This window comes from Gimesia fumaroli, from assembly GCF_007754425.1.
Classification (GTDB): domain Bacteria; phylum Planctomycetota; class Planctomycetia; order Planctomycetales; family Planctomycetaceae; genus Gimesia; species Gimesia fumaroli.
This window is the reverse complement of record NZ_CP037452.1, coordinates 7,112,499-7,131,025: the sequence shown is the minus strand read 5'-3', so window position 1 is coordinate 7,131,025 and position 18,527 is coordinate 7,112,499. Positions and strand designations below refer to the sequence as shown.

General features: G+C 48.1%; 15 protein-coding genes and 1 tRNA gene. All 16 read left to right on the top strand.

Features of this window, described 5'->3' with window-relative positions; all coding sequences use genetic code 11:
• Positions 1-96 precede the first annotated feature (96 nt).
• Positions 97-252, top strand: coding sequence for a 50S ribosomal protein L33 (gene rpmG, locus Enr17x_RS26950; protein WP_145222136.1), 156 nt, complete (start codon positions 97-99; stop codon positions 250-252).
• 86 nt (positions 253-338) lie between these two features.
• Positions 339-411, top strand: a tRNA-Trp gene (locus Enr17x_RS26945).
• Between the two features lie 130 nt (positions 412-541).
• Entirely contained in the window at positions 542-973 is a 432-nt protein-coding gene (gene secE / locus Enr17x_RS26940; RefSeq protein ID WP_145313161.1) for a preprotein translocase subunit SecE, read from the top strand.
• 174 nt (positions 974-1,147) lie between these two features.
• Positions 1,148-1,732, top strand: a complete 585-nt coding sequence (nusG, locus tag Enr17x_RS26935) for a transcription termination/antitermination protein NusG (protein ID WP_145313160.1) — start codon at positions 1,148-1,150, stop codon at positions 1,730-1,732.
• A gap of 68 nt (positions 1,733-1,800) precedes the next feature.
• Positions 1,801-2,226, top strand: a complete 426-nt coding sequence (rplK, locus tag Enr17x_RS26930; protein ID WP_145313158.1) for a 50S ribosomal protein L11 — start codon at positions 1,801-1,803, stop codon at positions 2,224-2,226.
• A gap of 82 nt (positions 2,227-2,308) precedes the next feature.
• Positions 2,309-3,013 (top strand): 50S ribosomal protein L1, encoded by a 705-nt coding sequence (gene rplA, locus Enr17x_RS26925; RefSeq protein ID WP_145313156.1) that lies wholly within the window; start codon positions 2,309-2,311, stop codon positions 3,011-3,013.
• Between the two features lie 84 nt (positions 3,014-3,097).
• Complete coding sequence (gene rplJ / locus Enr17x_RS26920; protein ID WP_145313154.1) at positions 3,098-3,616, top strand: 50S ribosomal protein L10; 519 nt, start codon at positions 3,098-3,100, stop codon at positions 3,614-3,616.
• A gap of 135 nt (positions 3,617-3,751) precedes the next feature.
• Positions 3,752-4,168 (top strand): 50S ribosomal protein L7/L12, encoded by a 417-nt coding sequence (rplL, locus tag Enr17x_RS26915; protein WP_145313152.1) that lies wholly within the window; start codon positions 3,752-3,754, stop codon positions 4,166-4,168.
• A gap of 531 nt (positions 4,169-4,699) precedes the next feature.
• Positions 4,700-8,416, top strand: a complete 3,717-nt coding sequence (gene rpoB, locus Enr17x_RS26910) for a DNA-directed RNA polymerase subunit beta (RefSeq protein WP_145313151.1) — start codon at positions 4,700-4,702, stop codon at positions 8,414-8,416.
• A 94-nt stretch (positions 8,417-8,510) separates the two neighbouring features.
• Positions 8,511-12,872 carry a DNA-directed RNA polymerase subunit beta' gene (rpoC, locus tag Enr17x_RS26905; RefSeq protein ID WP_145313149.1) on the top strand — a complete coding sequence of 1,454 codons (4,362 nt, stop codon included), beginning with the start codon at positions 8,511-8,513 and terminating at the stop codon, positions 12,870-12,872.
• 226 nt (positions 12,873-13,098) lie between these two features.
• Entirely contained in the window at positions 13,099-13,470 is a 372-nt protein-coding gene (gene rpsL, locus Enr17x_RS26900; protein WP_002649821.1) for a 30S ribosomal protein S12, read from the top strand.
• Between the two features lie 94 nt (positions 13,471-13,564).
• Entirely contained in the window at positions 13,565-14,044 is a 480-nt protein-coding gene (gene rpsG / locus Enr17x_RS26895; RefSeq protein WP_145313147.1) for a 30S ribosomal protein S7, read from the top strand.
• Between the two features lie 208 nt (positions 14,045-14,252).
• The gene (fusA, locus tag Enr17x_RS26890; protein ID WP_145313145.1) at positions 14,253-16,352 is read left to right on the top strand and encodes an elongation factor G; all 2,100 of its coding nucleotides are present in this window, start codon (positions 14,253-14,255) and stop codon (positions 16,350-16,352) included.
• Positions 16,353-16,626: 274 nt separating this feature from the next.
• Positions 16,627-16,959 (top strand): 30S ribosomal protein S10, encoded by a 333-nt coding sequence (rpsJ, locus tag Enr17x_RS26885; RefSeq protein ID WP_002649712.1) that lies wholly within the window; start codon positions 16,627-16,629, stop codon positions 16,957-16,959.
• Positions 16,960-17,119: 160 nt separating this feature from the next.
• Positions 17,120-17,809 carry a 50S ribosomal protein L3 gene (rplC, locus tag Enr17x_RS26880; RefSeq protein ID WP_145313143.1) on the top strand — a complete coding sequence of 230 codons (690 nt, stop codon included), beginning with the start codon at positions 17,120-17,122 and terminating at the stop codon, positions 17,807-17,809.
• A gap of 52 nt (positions 17,810-17,861) precedes the next feature.
• Positions 17,862-18,491, top strand: a complete 630-nt coding sequence (gene rplD, locus Enr17x_RS26875; RefSeq protein ID WP_145313141.1) for a 50S ribosomal protein L4 — start codon at positions 17,862-17,864, stop codon at positions 18,489-18,491.
• The last annotated feature ends 36 nt before the right edge of the window (positions 18,492-18,527 follow it).

Here is an 18,527-nt window from a genome sequence, read left to right as displayed (position 1 = left end):
ATTTATATGGTGTCCACTCTGGCTGATGCCGGAGTGGACACCTTAAAGTTATAGTAGGTTTGTTGTACTGTTTGTCCGTTGGGACCGAGGGCTGTTATGGCACGTGAATATGTTTGGTTAGAATGTACTGAGACCGGAATGCGAAATTATCGGGTCAGTAAGGAGACTCGTGGCACGGAGCGGCTTTCACTGATGAAATACTGTCCCAAGTTGCGAAAGCATACATTGCATAAAGAGTCTCGCAAGAAGTAGGTTCTGCTGGCCTGGATTTTGTGACTGGTGTCAGGTCTTTGAGTTGCTTCCGGTGGTCAAAATGTTTGGTCGGTTCATAATGTTGAACGGGTGTAGCTCAATTGGCAGAGCACTGGATTCCAAATCCAGCGGTTGGGGGTTCAAGTCCCTCCGCCCGTGTTTTTGTGTTGCATCTGCTGCGAGGGCTGTTGTGAGGTTGTTGCCTCTGGCTCTTTCATCTTGATTTTACGGCAGGTTTGCGATTTTTGAGTTCGCTTCTGTTCTTTTTATCATTTAGTAAATTGGTCTAATGGCTAAATCCAAGACAGGACAAGCGTTTTCCGCCACTTTGGTAAGTGGTGGTTTATATAAAAGAAACCAGGGGCGGCTTGTACGTCAGTTGACGGCAATCGGTCTGGTCGCAATTGCTATTTTTGGTGCCTATTCTCTTTATAATGTTTTGCCGCTGGGAATGTCCGCCGGGATGCAAAAAGGGATTGCGGTTTCAGTTGTGGTGATTTCGACATGGTTGGCCTATCGGGTTGTGAATTTTCCTCGCTTTGCTGACTTCCTGATTTCTGTTGAAGCTGAAATCAGTAAAGTGACATGGGCAACCTGGGATCAGTTATGGCGGTCGACGGCCGTGGTAATTGTGTTGATGTTTTTTCTGTCGTTTCTGTTGCTGGCGTACGATATGCTCTGGCAGCTGATCTTCAAGACAATCGGTTTTTTGCAGATTTAAAGAAGCGCGGCCCAGCATTCAGTAGATAACAGAGATTTTTTGATCTCTGCTTCTTGAATAAATTGTTATTCCTGCTCATTATGGGCGATTCCGGCTTTTAGAAGTCTCTTTTGTTGTAGATTCAGGGTAAAAATCAGGTGTCCGTATGTGACGGTTCCTGTTTGAAGGTGTCTCATGAGTAATGATTCGGGTTCTGAACTTGCCTCTGAAAATCCAGAGGGCTCTGAAAAACGCCTTTGGTATGTGTTGAAAGTGCAGAGTAACCGGGAGAAATCAATTCGGGAAGCTTTGCTGAGAGGAATTAAGAGAGACGGTCTGGAAGAATTTTTCGGTGAAATTATTATCCCGACTGAGAAGGTTGTTGAGACAAAGGGTGGTAAGAAACGGGTTTTTGAGCGAAAGCTTTATCCCGGCTATCTCATGATTCAGGTCGAACTGAATGATGACAGCTGGTACCTGGTTCGATCCACGAATGGAGTAGGAGATTTCACCGGGGCGGCAGGTAAGCCGATTCCCATGCAGGAGCATGAAATTGCTCGCATGCTGGGCCGGGAAGAGACCAAGGAAGAAACTCCTGTTAAGATTAAGTTAGATTTTCAGACCGGCGATGTTGTCAAAATTAAAGATGGTACTTTTGAGGGATTTGAGGGTACGATCGACAACATTGATGAAGCCAGTGGTAAGGTGACTGTTCTGATTGAGATTTTCAGTCGACCCACTCCGACGGAGTTAGAGTACTGGCAGATTGAAAAGGTCTAGTGAGTCTTTCAGGCTTAACGTAAAAATATTGATTCACGTGTTTATAAAGTGTTTTGAAAGTCGGTCAAATGGCTAAGCAGCTTGTTGCAGAAGTTAAGGTTCAGATTCCCGGTGGTCAGGCAACTCCCGCTCCTCCTGTAGGTACGGCACTTGGTCCACACGGCGTGAATATCGGTCAGTTTGTACAGCAGTTTAATGATCGTACAAAAGATATGGCTGGCACGACTGTTCCAGTTGTGATCAGCGTTTTCAATGATCGCTCTTTTGATTTTATTCTGAAGAGTCCTCCCGCTGCTGTTCTGTTGAAGCAGGCAGCTCAGATTGCGAAAGGGTCAGGGAATCCCAAGAAGAATAAAGTAGGGAAAGTGACCGTTGATCAATTGAAAGAAATTGCCAAGACCAAGTTTGAAGATCTGAATGCTCCTGATCTTGACCAGGCTGCCAAGATTATTGCCGGTACCGCTCGCAGCATGGGTCTCGAAGTCGAAAAATAATCGTTAGCCCTAAAAGGGGCGGTTATTACGATTAGTGTCAGGCAATATTAAATAAACAAAAACGTTATTCGGATAGAGAGTCATGGGAAAACAATCCAAGCGAACCAAGTTTTACAATGAAAAGCTGGCTGGGCTCAGTTCTGCAAGTCTGGAAGAGGCTGTAGGGGCGTTGAAGTCTCTGGAGGCCGACCTGCCTGCTGCTATTAAGCCGGTTAAGATGGACCAGACTGTTGAGTTGGCTGTGCGACTGGGAGTGGATCCTCGCCAGGCGGATCAGTTGGTCCGTGGTTCAATCAATCTGCCGCACGGGATTGGCAAAACACAGCGTGTTGTTGTGTTTGCCCAAGGGGCAAGCTTGGAAGCAGCCGAAGCAGCTGGTGCTGATGCCGCGGGTGGAAAAGATCTGGCAGATAAGGTCAAAGGTGGCTGGCTTGATTTCGATGTCGCGATTGCAACGCCAGACATGATGGGTGTGGTTGGTCCATTAGGTCGTGTTCTGGGGCCGCGAGGTTTGATGCCATCGCCGCGTGCTGGAACTGTGACACAAGATGTAGCAGGTGCTGTGAAAGATTATAAGGCTGGTAAGGTTGAGTTTCGAGTTGACGCCGGCGGCAATGTGCACTGCCGTGTTGGAAAGCTCTCGTTCGAAGCCGGTCAGCTGGTAGAAAATATCGAGGCGATGTTAAAGTATCTGGAATCGTTGCGTCCTTCTTCTGTGAAAGGCGCTTATGTGCGAAATATTGCAATTTCGTCAACGATGAGCCCCGGAATCGGAATCGCACTTTAATATCGTATTCACTCTGATTGTATTTGTAGCCAAAAATATTAGCTAATAACTGTTTTCGGCGTTTATTGAGCTGGAAGAGATCTAATGAGTAAATTTGTAAAAGAACTGATCATCTCGGAGATCGAATCCCAGATTGGCGAAGTTCGAGATTTCGTTGTTGTGGATTCTGCAAAACTGGATGCGATTACCGATAACGGCTTTCGTATTAAGCTGCAGGAAAAGGGGATTTCGACTCTGACGGTGAAGAATTCTCTGGCCCGTCGTGCTTTTGCCAATGCTGGCGTAGAAGGTCTGGAAGAGGTCTTGAAGGGGCCTTCGACACTCGTGTGGGGTGGTGAGGATATTGTCGCTCTCTCCAAAGAGATGTCGAAATGGGCTTCGGATATCGAAAATCTGGCAATCAAAGGTGGTTCAACAGAAGGAACTGCACTTACGTCAGATGATGTGACAAAACTAAGTAAGAGCCCTGGTCGAATGGAATTGATTGGCGAAATTGTCTCCCGGATCCTCGGACCTGGTGCACAATTAGCAGGGGCAATCAAAGGTCCCGGCGGGACACTTGCCGGGCAGATTAAGACAATCTCTGAAGGGGATGAGTCATAAGTCGTTGACCCGTTTCAAGGCTTGTGGTTTGTGTCTTGAAATTTGTAGCAACTGCTGCTGAGGCAATGCAGCGTTGATTTGATTTACACTATTGAGAGATTTTATTTTACGCATTCGTGCGAAAGGAAAGAGAAGATGGCGACAGCCGAAGCAACAACTGAATTTGGTGAAGAGACCAAAGAACTGGGCGACAAAATTGCTGGATTGACTTTGCTCCAGGCTAAAGAATTGGCTGAATACCTTGACGAAGTCCATGGTATCAAGGCTGCCGCTGGTGGCGCTGTCATGATGGCTGCTGGTCCTGGTGGTGGCGATGGTGGTGGAGAAGCTGCTGCAGAGCAGACCGAATTTGATGTCATTCTGACCGGATTCGGCGACAGCAAGATTCCTGTGATTAAAGTCGTTCGTGGCGCCACAGGTCTTGGTCTGAAAGAAGCAAAAGATCTGGTTGAAGGTGCTCCTAAACCGCTGAAAGAAGGTATCTCGAAAGAAGATGCTGAAGCACTGGCTAAAGAAGTTGAAGAAGCAGGTGGTTCTGCTGAAGTGAAGTAAGTTGTCAAAAGAAAAAAGCCATCTTGAATTCACCTGTGCCGAAACTCGTTTTTGGCACAGGTTGACTTCTGCCTGTATGGGTGTTTATTTGTGGTTTTTTTCTGCGTGCAATTGAAGTGTTCTGTGACTCTGTCTAGAATAAGCAGTTGACTGCATCCGGCTTTGTTGCGTCCGGCGCGTCAATCTTTATTTGAAGCTGTTTCTTCAGAGTGCTTTTTTGTTGCATGTTGTACCGCTGCTTTATGTTTTACGTTAGTTTATCTGCTTCGATCAGTCATCGTTTCAGTCCCTTTTGGTCTAAGCAATCGACTCATTGCACTCTCTTTTGAATAGCAAAGTAGTATTGAGCGATTTATCAGGCTTCAATTTAGTCGAGCAATCCGCTTTAAATACAGCATTCGGGGCTGTATTCTCTCGAGGTACGCGCTGTTGTTCCTCGCTATTCTTGGCTTGTGCTCTGTCAGTTCGACATTGTCAGTTACGCAGGGCATTTCCACATCTGGCACCAGGTAAGTAGAAAAGATCATCTTAATGCCGATTCCAGCACAGCGAACGATCCCCACTCAATCCGTCAAAAATTTTGGTAAGATTGAACACAGTTTTGACCTGTCTGATTTAACGCAGATTCAGACAGATTCCTATGCCAGTTTTCTTCAGGCTGATAAATCGCCTCGTGAGCGAAAGAATCAAGGGCTTGAGGAAATCTTGCGCGAAGTATTTCCCATTGAAAGTTATCAGGGGCAGTACCAGTTAGAGTACGTCAAGTATGAGTTGGGAAAACCTCGCTATACCCCAACAGAATGTCGTCAGTTGCGGATGACCTACGGTCGCCCTTTCCGCGTCTGGTTGCGTCTTGTGAAAGAGCAGCCGATTGAAGAGGAAGTTTATCTCGGCGACTTGCCCGTGATGATTGGTGGTGGTGAATTTATCATCAATGGTGCCGAACGCTGTATTGTCAGTCAGTTGCACCGTTCTCCCGGCGTCGACTTTGTACTCAGTTCCGAGCCTGGTGAGAAGAAGGAATATTCCTGCCGCGTAATTCCGGAACGGGGAAGCTGGATCGAACTGGTAGTCGGTAAAAAAGATACTCTGGGTGTGAGAATTGACCAGAGTGGTAAGTTTTCGGCAATGACACTTTTACGTGCCATGTCAAAAGATTACTCATCAGATACCGATCTGGTCAAACTTTTTTACGAAACCAAGTCGGAAAAAATTACCGCTGCAACTGCTTTGGAAAAGCTGATCGGCAAAATTGTCGCTGAAGACATCGTGTATCCAGCCGGACATGATCGTTGTGGCGAAGTGATTCTGGATTGTTGTGGAACGATTACCGAAGAGTTGGTTGACGAAATTGTTGACACCGGTTTGAAAAAAGTGGAAATCGTTGCGGAAGTCAACGACCTGCTGGTTCTGCAAAGTATCGCCGAAGATCCTACCGCAACTCACGAAGAAGCATTGTTGCGAATTTATTCACGTCTGCGTCCGGGGAATCCGCCGCAGTTGGAACGAGCCGTTGATCTGTTCAAGGAAAAATTCTTTGACGTCAATCGTTATCGGTTGGGTCGCGTGGGGCGTTTCCGTATCAATCGTAAATTCAAACAGGATGTGCCCGATACGGAAATGACGCTACGTCCGGAAGACTTTATCAACTCCATTCGTTACCTGGTCCGTTTGCGAATTGGTGATGGATCTGCTTATGTAGACGATATCGATAACCTTGGTAACCGACGTCTGCGTACAATTGATGAGTTGGCTTCCGATGAAATTCGTAAAGGATTTCTCAAGCTGCGTCGAACTGTGCAGGAGCGTATGACACAAAAAGATGTCGAAGAGATGTCGCCTCGTACGCTGATCAACCCCAAGAGTGTATCGGCGGCAATTGACTTCTTCTTTGGTCGTAGCGAACTGTCACAGGTGGTCGACCAGACGAATCCACTTTCGATGTTAACTCACGAACGTCGTTTGAGTGCCTTAGGTCCTGGCGGTTTGAACCGGAAACGTGCCGGCTTTGAAGTCCGCGACGTACATATTTCTCACTACGGACGAATTTGCCCGATTGAAACACCGGAAGGTACCAACATTGGTTTGATTTCCAGCTTGAGTATTTTCTCTAAGGTAGACGATTACGGCTTTTTGGTGACGCCTTATCGTCAAGTAAAAAATGGAAAACTGACGGACGAAGTGCATTGGATGCGGGCTGATGAAGAGGCAGAAGTCCATGTGGCTCCTGCTGACACGCCCGTTGAAAATGGTAAATTTATTGAAGATCGTGTGATGGCACGCTTCCGTGACGATGTGGTCTGGATTGCTGGCGGCGACGTCGATTACATCGATGTCGACCCCGCGCAGATGGTGGGGATTTCTGCTGGACTGATTCCCTTCCTGGAACACGACGATGCGAACCGGGCTTTGATGGGGTCGAACATGCAGCGACAGGCTGTGCCTCTATTGATCGCAGAACCGCCGCTGGTGGGTACCGGTATGGAAGTCGCTGTGGCTCAGAACTCGGGTATGGTTGTGCGGGCTGAGAAGGCCGGTAAGGTGACTTACGTTGATGGAAATGTTGTCGAAGTTAATGGTAAAAAATATCGTCTGCGAAAGTATGAAGGCCTCAACGAGCGTACCTGCTTGAATCAGACTCCTGCCGTCAGTGTAGGAGATACAGTCAAGAAAGGTCAGATCCTTTGTAACAGTGCTGCTGCATCAGACGGATTACTGGCACTTGGTCGTAACGTGCTGGTAGGCTTCATGTCTTGGGACGGTTACAACTTTGAAGACGCGATCATTCTGTCAGAGCGTCTGGTGAAGGAAGATGTATATACTTCGATTCACATTGATGAGTTTGATGTTGAAATTCGTGAAACAAAACTGGGGCGTGAAGAGTTCACGCGTGATATTCCTAACGTTAGCGAAAAAGCGTTGCGTCACATCGGCGAAGACGGAATTATCAAAGTAGGAACTCGTGTTCGCCAGGGTGATATTCTGGTCGGGAAAGTTTCGCCGAAAGCCAAAGCTGAGCTGACTCCAGAGGAAAAGCTGCTGCATGCGATCTTTGGTCGTGCCGGCGAGGATGTCAAAAACGAATCGTTAGAGGCCTCCAGTGGTGTAGAAGGAATCGTGATTCACACCGAAAAATTTGCCCGCCGCATGAGTTTGACTGACTACGAGCGCAAGCAGTACGACGAAGAACTCAAGCAGGTTGAGGAAAAAGGTGACCAGGAAATCGCTTCTGAGTTCCGTGAGTTCCTGAAGACATTTGAAGGTGCATTAGGACAGCCTCTGGTTGACGATGATGGTCGTAAGATTCGTGATATTACTGAAGACAAATTCATTTCTCAGTATGCTCATGATTTTCTGTCACATCTGGATGACTTGGATATTCGCAGCCCGCAGAAGAAGGCAGACTGTCGTGCGGTCATCGACGATCTCTGGTCCAATGTGGAAGATGTGATTGATACCTGTGACCAGCGTGTCAATAGTATGAAACGCGGCGAAGAATTGCCAAACGGCGTGCTGCAGATGGTTAAAGTCTATGTGGCATCGAAGCGTCAGATTTCCGTGGGTGACAAAATGGCTGGTCGTCACGGGAATAAGGGGGTGATTTCCAAGGTTCTACCGATTGAAGATATGCCTTTTACGGAAGATGGAACTCCGATCGACATCATGTTGAATCCGCTGGGGGTTCCGAGTCGTATGAATGTGGGACAGATTCTGGAGACCCACCTTGGCTGGGCTGCCGAAAAGCATGGTTTCCGTGCTGTTTGTCCGGTATTTGACGGTGCAATGGAATCACTGATTCACGAGTATCTGGACTCAGCCGGTTTGCCTAAGGATGGTAAAGCGCAGTTGTTTGATGGTCGTACGGGTGAAGCATACGAACAGAAAACAACAGTGGGTCAGATTTACATGCTGAAGCTGCATCACCTTGTGGATGACAAAGTGCATGCCCGTTCGACAGGTCCTTACTCTCTGATTACTCAGCAGCCGTTGGGTGGTAAAGCCCGGTTCGGTGGTCAGCGATTCGGGGAAATGGAAGTCTGGGCACTGGAAGCTTATGGAGCTGCTTATATTCTGCAGGAACTGCTGACAGTGAAGAGTGATGATGTCGAAGGCCGTACCAAGATTTATGAATCGATGGTCAACGGTGAAAATACATTAGAGGCCGGTACGCCAGCTAGCTTTGACGTGCTGAACAACGAAATTCGTGGACTTGGTTTGAATCTACAGCTGGAAAAAAATCCCGCTTGATGCGTTCTCAGGGATTAGAGATTTGTGTCAAAGGCGATGTTTTTCAGGATCAATGTCTGATCATAAACAGTTCAGAAAATAAGGAGCGTGCACAGTGAGTGTTGCACAGACAGCTTACGAGCGAATTAACGATTACGGTTCCGTAAAAATTGGTTTGGCCAGTCCACACGATATTCGGAGCTGGTCATTCGGCGAAGTGAAGAAGCCGGAAACGATTAATTATCGAACCTACCGTCCCGAACGTGATGGCTTGTTCTGCGAGCGAATTTTCGGTCCTGAAAAGGACTGGGAGTGTGCCTGTGGTAAATACCGAGGCATGAAATATAAAGGCATGATCTGCGACCGTTGTGGTGTCAAGGTGACACATAGTCGCGTTCGAAGAAAGCGGATGGGGCACATTGAACTGGCTGCCCCGATTGTGCATATCTGGTTCTTCAAATCGATGCCCAGCCGCCTGGGTGCGTTGCTGAATATGAAAACCACCGCTCTCGAAAAAGTGGTTTACTTTCAGGACTATGTCGTGACAGATCCCGGCGATACGCCGCTGGAGATGTGCCAGACGATGACGGAAGAAGAAGCACGCCAGAATCAGGCGAAGTATGGTCCAGGTTCGTTTGAGATTGAGATGGGAGCAGAAGCCATTAAGAAGCTTCTGATGAGTCTGAATCTTGTCGAGATCTCAGAACAGCTTCGCAAAGAATTGTTCGAAACGGCCAGTCAGCAGAAACGCAAAGACTATATCAAACGATTGAAAATCGTAGAGTCATTGCGTGACAGCGATAACCGCCCTGAGTGGATGGTGCTGGAAGTCATTCCAGTGATTCCACCCGATCTGCGACCACTGGTTCTACTCGATTCCGGTAATTTCGCAACCAGCGACTTGAATGACCTCTATCGCCGAATCATCAACCGAAATAACCGCTTGAAAAAACTGGTTGATTTGAACGCACCTGAAGTGATTGTGCGTAACGAAAAGCGAATGCTGCAGCAGTCGGTCGATGCTTTGTTCGATAATAATCGTTGTAAGCGTCCTGTGCTGGGTTCTTCTAACCGGCCTTTGAAATCATTAACGGATATGATTAAAGGGAAGCAAGGGCGTTTCCGTGAGAACCTGCTCGGTAAACGTGTCGATTATTCTGCACGAAGTGTGATCGTGGTTGGTCCAGAATTGAAACTGCATCAGTGTGGTTTACCCAAGAAGATTGCATTGGAACTGTTTCAGCCTTTTATTATTCGTCGTCTGAAGGACAGCGGCCATGCTGATACGATCAAGTCAGCAAAACGGATGCTGGAACGCAAAGACGAAGATGTGTGGGATATTCTCGATGAAGTGATTCAGAATCACCCAGTGCTTCTGAACCGGGCACCAACTCTGCACCGGATGGGGATTCAGGCGTTTGAGCCAACTCTCGTGGAAGGAAACGCCATTCGCGTCCATCCGCTGGTTTGTGGTGGATTTAATGCCGACTTCGACGGTGACCAGATGGCGGTCCACTTGCCACTCTCGATTGAAGCGCAGGTTGAAGCCACCACATTGATGTTGGCAACAAATAATATTTTCAGTCCTTCTGATGGTGCACCGATTATTCGTCCTTCTCAGGACATCGTGATGGGTTGCTACTATCTGACCCTGAAAAAAACAGAGCGAATGGGAGAAGGCATGGTCTTCTCCGGCGTGGATGAAGTTCACGCTGCATTCCAGCAACGCAAGCTGGATCGTCATGCCATCGTGAAAGTGCGGATGCCTTCCGATAAGCGGATCAAAGGGGATGGCGCTGACGATTTCAAGATGGGAGGGCTGATTGAAACGACCGTAGGACGCGTTATTTTCAATGACATTCTTCCGAAGAAAATGGCCTTTTATAACCTGACCATGAAGGGCCGCGATCTTTCAAACGTGATTTCGGACTGTTATCTGGAGCTCGGTCGTCGTGAAACGATTAACCTGCTCGATAAGATGAAAGAAACCGGTTTCCGTGAATCAACGGCCAGTGGTCTTTCTTTCGCAACCAGCGATTTGAAGACGGCTCCGAATAAAGCCAAGGTAATTGGTGACTCAGAGAAAACGGTTCTCCAGAAAACCAAGCTTTATGAGCGTGGTCTGATTACATCTGAAGAGCGTTATAACGAAGTTCTTGACACCTGGACCAAAGCGCGTGAGTTGATTACGACGTCCATGATGCATGAGCTGGAAAACGACTATCGTGATGAAGGTAAGTATGTGAACCCGATTTATCTGATGTCGAATTCTGGTGCTCGTGGTGGTATCGAACAGATGCGTCAGCTTGGTGGTATGCGTGGTCTGATGGCCAAGCCGAGTGGGGAAATTATTGAAACTCCCATTAAGGCGAACTTCCGTGAGGGGTTGACCGTGCTGGAGTATTTCAGCTCGACTCACGGTGCCCGTAAAGGATTGGCCGATACTGCTCTGAAAACGGCAGACAGTGGTTACCTGACACGTAAGCTGGCGGATATCTGTCAGAACGTCGTTGTTACGGAACACGACTGTGGTACTGCTCAGGGTATGACACGCGGTGTTGTTTATCGTGGCGAAAAAGTAGAAATGAGTTTGACCGATGCGATTCGTGGTCGTGTCAGCCGAACCAATATTGTCGATCCGATTACCGACGAAGTCATCGTACGCGAGAACGAGCTGATTACCGTAGAAATTGCTCGTCGTATCGAAGCGATGGGGCTGGAGAAAATTCAGGTTCGTAGCCCAATGACTTGCGAATCATCTCTGGGTATCTGCCGCCTGTGTTACGGGATGGACCTGTCAACTGGTTCACTTGTTGAGGAAGGTTTGGCTGTCGGGATTATCGCCGCACAAAGTGTGGGTGAGCCTGGTACTCAGTTGACCATGCGTACGTTTCACATTGGGGGAACTGCTTCCCATGAAGTGGAAGAGCACGAAATTAAAACCCGTCGTGCAGGTAAAGCGACATTCGCACGAATTCGTTCTGTTGTGAACAACGAAGGTTTCAGCGTTGTTTTGACGCGAAATGGTGAAGTTGTGATCAACGACCCGAAAGGGCGTGAGTTGGAGCGTTATACGATTCCCAACGGTGCGACTTTGATGGTGAATGAGGGAGACGAACTGGAAGAAGGTCAAGTGATCTGCCAGTGGGACCCTCACTCAATTTCCATCCTTGCCGAAGTCGGTGGTCGTGTTCGATTTGAAGAGTGTGTGGAAGGCAAAACCATCCGCACCGACAAAGACCCCAGTGGTCACATTCGACGTTCGATTATTGAGCATAAGGGTGAATTGCATCCTCAAATTATTATTGAAGATGGTACCGGCAAAATTCTTGACTTCTATTATCTTCCTGAAAAGGCAAGTATCGAAGTCGAAGAAGGCCAGCAGATTACAGCGGGAACCGTTGTTGCCAAGAACCCTCGTGAATCTTCGGGGACACAGGATATTACCGGTGGTTTGCCTCGTGTGACAGAGTTGTTCGAAGCAAGACGTCCGAAAGATCCTTCCGTTCTGGCAGAGATCGATGGCGAAGTCGAGTTCGTTCCTGAAAAGAAACGTGGAAAACGAATCGTTATCGTTCGCGGAGAAGATGGAACCGAAGTCGAGCACGTCATTCCACACGGTAAGCACCTGCTGGTTCACGCCGGCGACCTGGTTAAGGCCGGTGATGCTCTCGTGCGTGGCCCGCTGGTACCACACGACATTTTACGTGTGAGTGGTACCGAGGCAGTTCAACAGTATCTGCTGCATGAAATTCAGAGCGTTTACCGAGCTCAGCGTGTGACGATTGATGATAAGCACCTGGAAATCATTATTTCCCGGATGTTGAGCAAAGTGATGGTCGAAGATGTGGGTGATACAAATCTGCTGCCAGGTATCGTGCTCGATAAGTTGACCTTCCAGAAGATCAACGAAGAGACCATTGCCTGTGTGAAGGTGGTTGATTCTGGTGATACTGACTTCCAGCCAGGCGACCTCGTTCCATTGGGGACAATTGAAGAAGTAAATGCCCAGGTGGAACTTGCCGGACAGGCCCCTGCCAGCTTTACCAAGCCAAAGCCGGCTTCGGCCAGTTCGCAGCTGTTGGGTATTACCAAGGCGTCCGTGCAGAGTGAAAGTTTTATCTCTGCAGCCAGTTTCCAGGAAACGACCAAAGTGTTGACCGAAGCCGCACTTGCCGGTCGCGTCGATTATCTGGTCGGGCTGAAAGAAAATGTGATTCTCGGTCACCTGGTTCCCGCGGGAACTGGATTCTATCAGCACCAGACAGCAGAAGTTCGCATTCGTCCTGAAGCTTTAGAAGAGCTAAAGGCCGAAAAGGAACGTATTCTGGCAGCTCGAATGAGTCTATTAAATGAAGTTCAACCTGATAAACCCGTTCCATTAGGCGGAGGTCAGGAAGCTGAGGAATATGGTCAGGGGGGAGCAGATTCCTCGATGGAAAACGCTCCACCAAGCCCAAATCCCTTTGATGAGTAAGTAGAATGATCCAGCCTGGTTTCCGGTGGAATTCTCTTGACCTGGTTCCTGAAATGGGCCTGGTGTGAGACTTGACGGATTCGTTCGGGCTGGATACATTGTCTCGTTCCTCACACTGCTGAGGGGCGTAAAAGATACGAAATGAGTGGCCATATGTATTTTTGGCTGCGTTTGAATAAAAGTGTTTATTGTAAGTTCATGATTTGAACGAAGATGGGTTGTCTCGATGCCAACGATTAATCAATTGATTCGTAAGCCAAGAAAAAAGCAGATTTCCAAGAGTAAAACGCCTCTGTTGGAAGGTTGTCCGCAGAAACGTGGTGTCTGTTTGCAGGTTAAGACAGTAACTCCGAAGAAGCCAAACTCCGCCTTGCGTAAAGTGGCTCGTGTTCGTCTTTCGAACGGAAAAGAGTTGACTGCTTATATCCCCGGAGAAGGACATAACCTGCAGGAGCACTCTATTGTGCTGGTACGTGGTGGTCGTGTTCGCGACTTGCCTGGTGTTCGTTATAAAGTGATCCGTGGTGTGCTCGATACACTTGGTGTGAATGATCGTCGCCAGGCACGTAGCCGTTATGGTACAAAACGCCCCAAATAATCGTTCATTTAAATTTATTCATTGGTCAAATAATTGATTACATCTGTCAGTGTTCTTTCTGGGCATTGAGATTAAAGTCAGAGGAAATGTTGGAATGGGCAAGAAGTTTACAGCCAGTGCGACACAGCTAAAACCGGATCCTCGGTTTAATTCACTGTTGGCTTCCAAGTTTGTTAACTGCCTGATGCACGACGGCAAAAAAAGCGTTGCACAAAACGTTTTTTATGATGCTCTGGAACGCATTAAAGAGCGCATTCCCGATGTGGAGCCGATCGAAGTTTTTACACAGGCTGTCGAAAATGTGAAGCCTAGTGTCGAGGTGCGGTCAAAGCGAGTGGGTGGGGCAACCTATCAGGTTCCGACTCCTGTGAGTCCCAAGCGTCAGCAAACGTTGGCGATTCGCTGGATTCTGGCCGCCATTCGTGGGAAAAAAGGTCGTCCTATGGAAGTCCGACTGGCTGATGAAATTCTGTCTGCTCACAAGCGGGAAGGTACCGCAATGACAACTCGTGAGAACATTCATCGGATGGCTGAAGCGAACAAGGCGTTTGCACATTTCGCCTTCTCTCGCTAAGGCAAATAAATACGACCATTAAGACGCACTGGTATGGCTTTTGAGCTATTACTTTGTGCGTCTTTTTTTTTATAGTGTGAGTTCAGGGGAGATATAGTGCCGGTGTTGAATGGTGGTCGCTGTTTTTAAGATTAGGTTCTTCATTAAAATATTTGTTTGGGTGAATGCTGTTTGGTTGATGGTTTTGTAGATTGGATTGTAGGGAACGATGTCAGCTTCAATAGAAAAAATCAGAAACATTGGGATCATTGCTCATATTGACGCCGGTAAGACGACGACAACTGAGCGTATTTTGTACTACGCAGGTGTTGTGCATCGGCCGGGTGGTGTTGATGAGGGTACGACGGCGACCGACTTTGATGCGGAAGAGGCGAAGCGTGGCATTACGATTTACTCGGCCGCGATTACCTGTCAGTGGAAAGGGCATTCGATCAATATTATCGATACGCCGGGGCACGTCGATTTTACAGCAGAGGTTGAGCGAAGTCTGCGAGTCCTGGATGGTGCCGTCGTTGTGTTCAGCGCGATGGAGGGTGTCGAAGCGCAAAGTGAAACAGTTTGGAGGCAGGCAGATAAATACAATGTGCCGCGCATCTGTTTTATTAATAAGATGGATCGTATTGGTGCCAGCTTTGATCGTACATTTCAGGAAATCAAGAAGCGTCTACGGGCCAATCCCGTCGCATTGCAGATTCCCATCGGTGAAGGCACAACTTCAACAGGCGTTTCTTTTGTGGGGGTGATTGATCTGATCAAAATGAAATCCCTGTATTATGATGCGGAGTCGATGGGGGCAAAGTTTGAGGTCGGGGAGATTGCAGAAGAGTATCTTGAGCAGGCCCAGGAGTGGCGCAGCAAAATGCTGGAGGCGGTGGCAGAGCTGGATGAAAAAGTACTTGAGCAATATTATGAAACGGAAGATATCCCTGAGGAAGATCTGCTGCGTCTACTGCGTGAGGCGACTCTCAATGGAACTCTGCAGCCCACGTTCTGTGGTTCTTCGTTGAATTACATTGGTGTGCAGCCTGTGCTGGATGCGGTTGGCGAGTTTCTGCCCAGCCCGCTGGATCGACCGCCGGTAGAGGGGATTAATCCTCAGCCGAAAAAACGAAATGCTCCGGCTGGCGAGCCAGAGTCGCGGGCGCCTTCTGTGGATGAGCCGATGTGTGGTCTGGTCTTTAAAATTCAGGCTGATAAGCATGGTGACTTGTGTTTTATTCGCGTTTATTCAGGACAGTTGAAAAGTGGGAGTCGCTTGCTCAATGCGCGTACTGGAAAGAAAGAGTTGATCAGCCAGCTCTGGCGTGTGCATGCAGATGCACGAGAGAAGGTGGAAACCGATTCGATTGATGCGGGTGACATCGCCGGTGTGATTGGTCCCAAGGAGGCTGTCACCGGGGATACCTTGTGTGATATCAAGCATCCGATTCTGCTCGAAAGTATTACGTTTCCTGAAACCGTGATTTCGATGGCAGTGGAGCCTGAGTCCAGCGCGGATCGAAAGAAGCTGGAAGAGACATTGAAAAAACTTTCCCGGCAGGATCCTACTTTTAAGGCGATAGCCAATGAAGAGACCGGTCAGACAATTGTCTCCGGGATGGGGGAGTTACATCTTGAAGTTCTCCGTAATCGTATGCAGAAAGAGTTTAATTTGAGTGTGCGGGTGCATAAGCCGCGCGTGAGTTATCGCGAGACGGTGACTGCGGTAACGGAAAAGGAAGTGGAGTTCAGTCGGCCTTCTTCCGGGGGGGATCTTTACTTCAAGGTGAAGCTGCGTCTAGAGCCGTTTAAGGGGGATGTCCCCGTTTCAATTGTCAGTAACCTGAAGCCAGGCGATCTGGATCCAGAGTTGCATAAAGTGATGATGGAAACATTAAAGATGGGCGTTGAGGGCGGCGGGCAAGTTGGTTTTCCGCTGATGAATGTGCAATTTGTTGTGCTGGATGCCCGGGTTCATGACGGGGAGACGAATGAGGTGGCGGTGGAGGCCGCCGTTTCAGAAGCGTTACATGGATGTATTAACGACGCGAAGATTCAATTGCTGGAACCGATCATGAAGATGGAAGTGGTGACTCCGGATGAATTTCGTGGAAACATTCAGGCTGATCTAAGCTCGCGGAATGCCGCTGTGTTGAATACGGAATGGCGCAGTGATTTGTGTGTCATGGAAGTGGAGTCGCCTTTGTCGCAATTGTTTGGCTATTCTACCCAGATTCGAAGTCTGTCACAGGGGAGAGCCTCCTTTTCGATGGAGCCTTTAAAGTATGCGCCGGCTCCTTCTGGTGTATTAAAAGAGATGATTGGATAATTTTTCAAAATTCGTATGGTTCCACGCTTGGTATCCGGTGGAGGAGTGTGTAACTTGTCTCCTCTGCGAATTTGAAATCCGATTCACTGGCATTCAAATGAACAGTTTGTTTCAGGCTTTTGTTGCGAGAATGTCAGATTTTCGAAAAAAGCGTTTTAAGCTTTGTTCGGGTTGTTGACAAGCAGAGAAGGTCTCATTACTATTGCTCGCTTCCCCTGTTTGGGGAAAGGGTCTAAATAGGGTAAGAGTCTAATTTTAGCGAAGGAATTTATTGGTGGCCGTTGCGAGTCAAGAGCGAATCCGAATTCGCATGGAAGCTTATGATCACTCCGTGTTGGATCAGTCTGCAGCAGATATTGTTGATACGGCGAAGCGAACCGGTGCGATTGTGCATGGCCCCATTCCATTGCCCACGAGAATTGAGCGGTATACGGTTCTGAAGGGGCCTCATATCGATAAGAAGTCTCGTGAGCAGTTTGAAATTCGGACTCACAAGCGTTTGGTTGATATTTTGTCTCCAACTGGTAAGACGATTGATGCTTTGAATAAGTTGTCTTTGCCCGCTGGGGTTGATATTAAAATTAAGGCGTCCGCTGGCGGAAACTAGTCTTTGTAGGTTTTCGTTATGATGCTCGCGGTGCTGGTTGTATTGCCGGTTCTGCTTGATTGGTTAGGGGTCCAGCGTTAGCTGGTGGTGCTATGCTTCTTCTGTCGTAACAGGCAGGTTTCGTAGAGGCTTTGTTCCCGTTGTTTTAAAGGTGGTGAGTATGCCTGTCGGTCTACTGGGTAAAAAGGTCGGGATGACACAAGTTTATGATGATGGAGTGATGGTTCCCGTCACTGTGATTCAGGCTGGTCCTTGCCATGTTCTGCAGGTTCGTACGGTAGACACAGACGGGTACGAAGCGGTTCAGGTTGGCTTTGGTGATAAGCCTCGCCGCCTGTCTGCACGTAGTGAGCGTGGTCATGTTGCTGCACTGGATAGTAAGCGGCAGAAAAAGCGATCCGAGTCAGGCGTGGCTACTGTTGATAAGGCCGGTTGTGAGCCGAAACGATTTATTAAAGAGTTTCGTACCGATGGCGAAGAACATGGTTGTGAGGTCGGGAGCGAACTGACTGTGTCTGTTTTTTCTGACGTGACTCACATCGATGTGATAGGCACCAGCAAAGGGCGTGGTTTTGCTGGGGTGATGAAAAGACATAACTTTTCTGGTCAGCGTGCTTCTCATGGTGTGAAAAGAGTGCATCGCCATGGTGGTTCAATTGGTCAGAGTGCGGATCCTTCACGAGTTATGAAGGGGACGCGAATGGGTGGTCGATATGGCGGCAAGCAGATTACTGTCAGGCATTTGAAAGTTGTTCGCGTTGATGAGGAGAATGGTCTCCTTTTGGTGCGGGGAGCAGTTCCAGGGCCCAATGGTGGGGACCTGGTGATTCGTCATACTAATAAGTATTAGTTTTTGGTGTTTGAAGTAGTTATCTGGCTCTGCCTTAATAAATGGTGTCAAAATGATTTCTGTTGCAATTCAAGATAAATCTGGCAAAGAAGTGGGCAAATACGAGTTTGAGTCCACTGAGTTGGCCCGTGGCGTCAATCGTCAGTTGTTGCACGACGTTGTGGTGATGTACGAGGCAAATAAGCGGATTGGTGCTTCGAAAACCAAAAGTCGTGGCATGGTGGTGGGAAGTACAAAGAAATTGTATCGGCAAAAGGGGACAGGTCGTGCCCGAGCTGGTGCTGCTCGGACTCCTGTTCGCCGTGGTGGTGGTCATACATTTGCGAAAACTCCTAAGGATTGGAGTTATCGCTTGCCTAAAAAGGCCGTCAAGTTGGCGACCCGGATGGCGATTTTAAGTAAATTTGAAGATGAGCAGGTGACGCTGATTGATGAATTGGCGTTGCAGGTTCCAAAGACAAAAGAAATCACAGGCGCATTGTCTGCTTTGGGTTTGTCGAATACGACTTGTCTTTTAACAACTGGTGGACATGATCCCGTTGTTTGGAAGTCAGCCCGAAATATTGCAGGAGTGCAGGTTTCACCTGCGAGTGACTTGAATGCTTATGATGTATTGCATCAGCGGCAGATGGTTCTGACTAAGTCGGCGTTAGATCAGTTGCTTGGTCGGTCAGAAGGTTAGTTCGTTAAGGTTTGTAGTTTAGTCATCCAGTCTGAG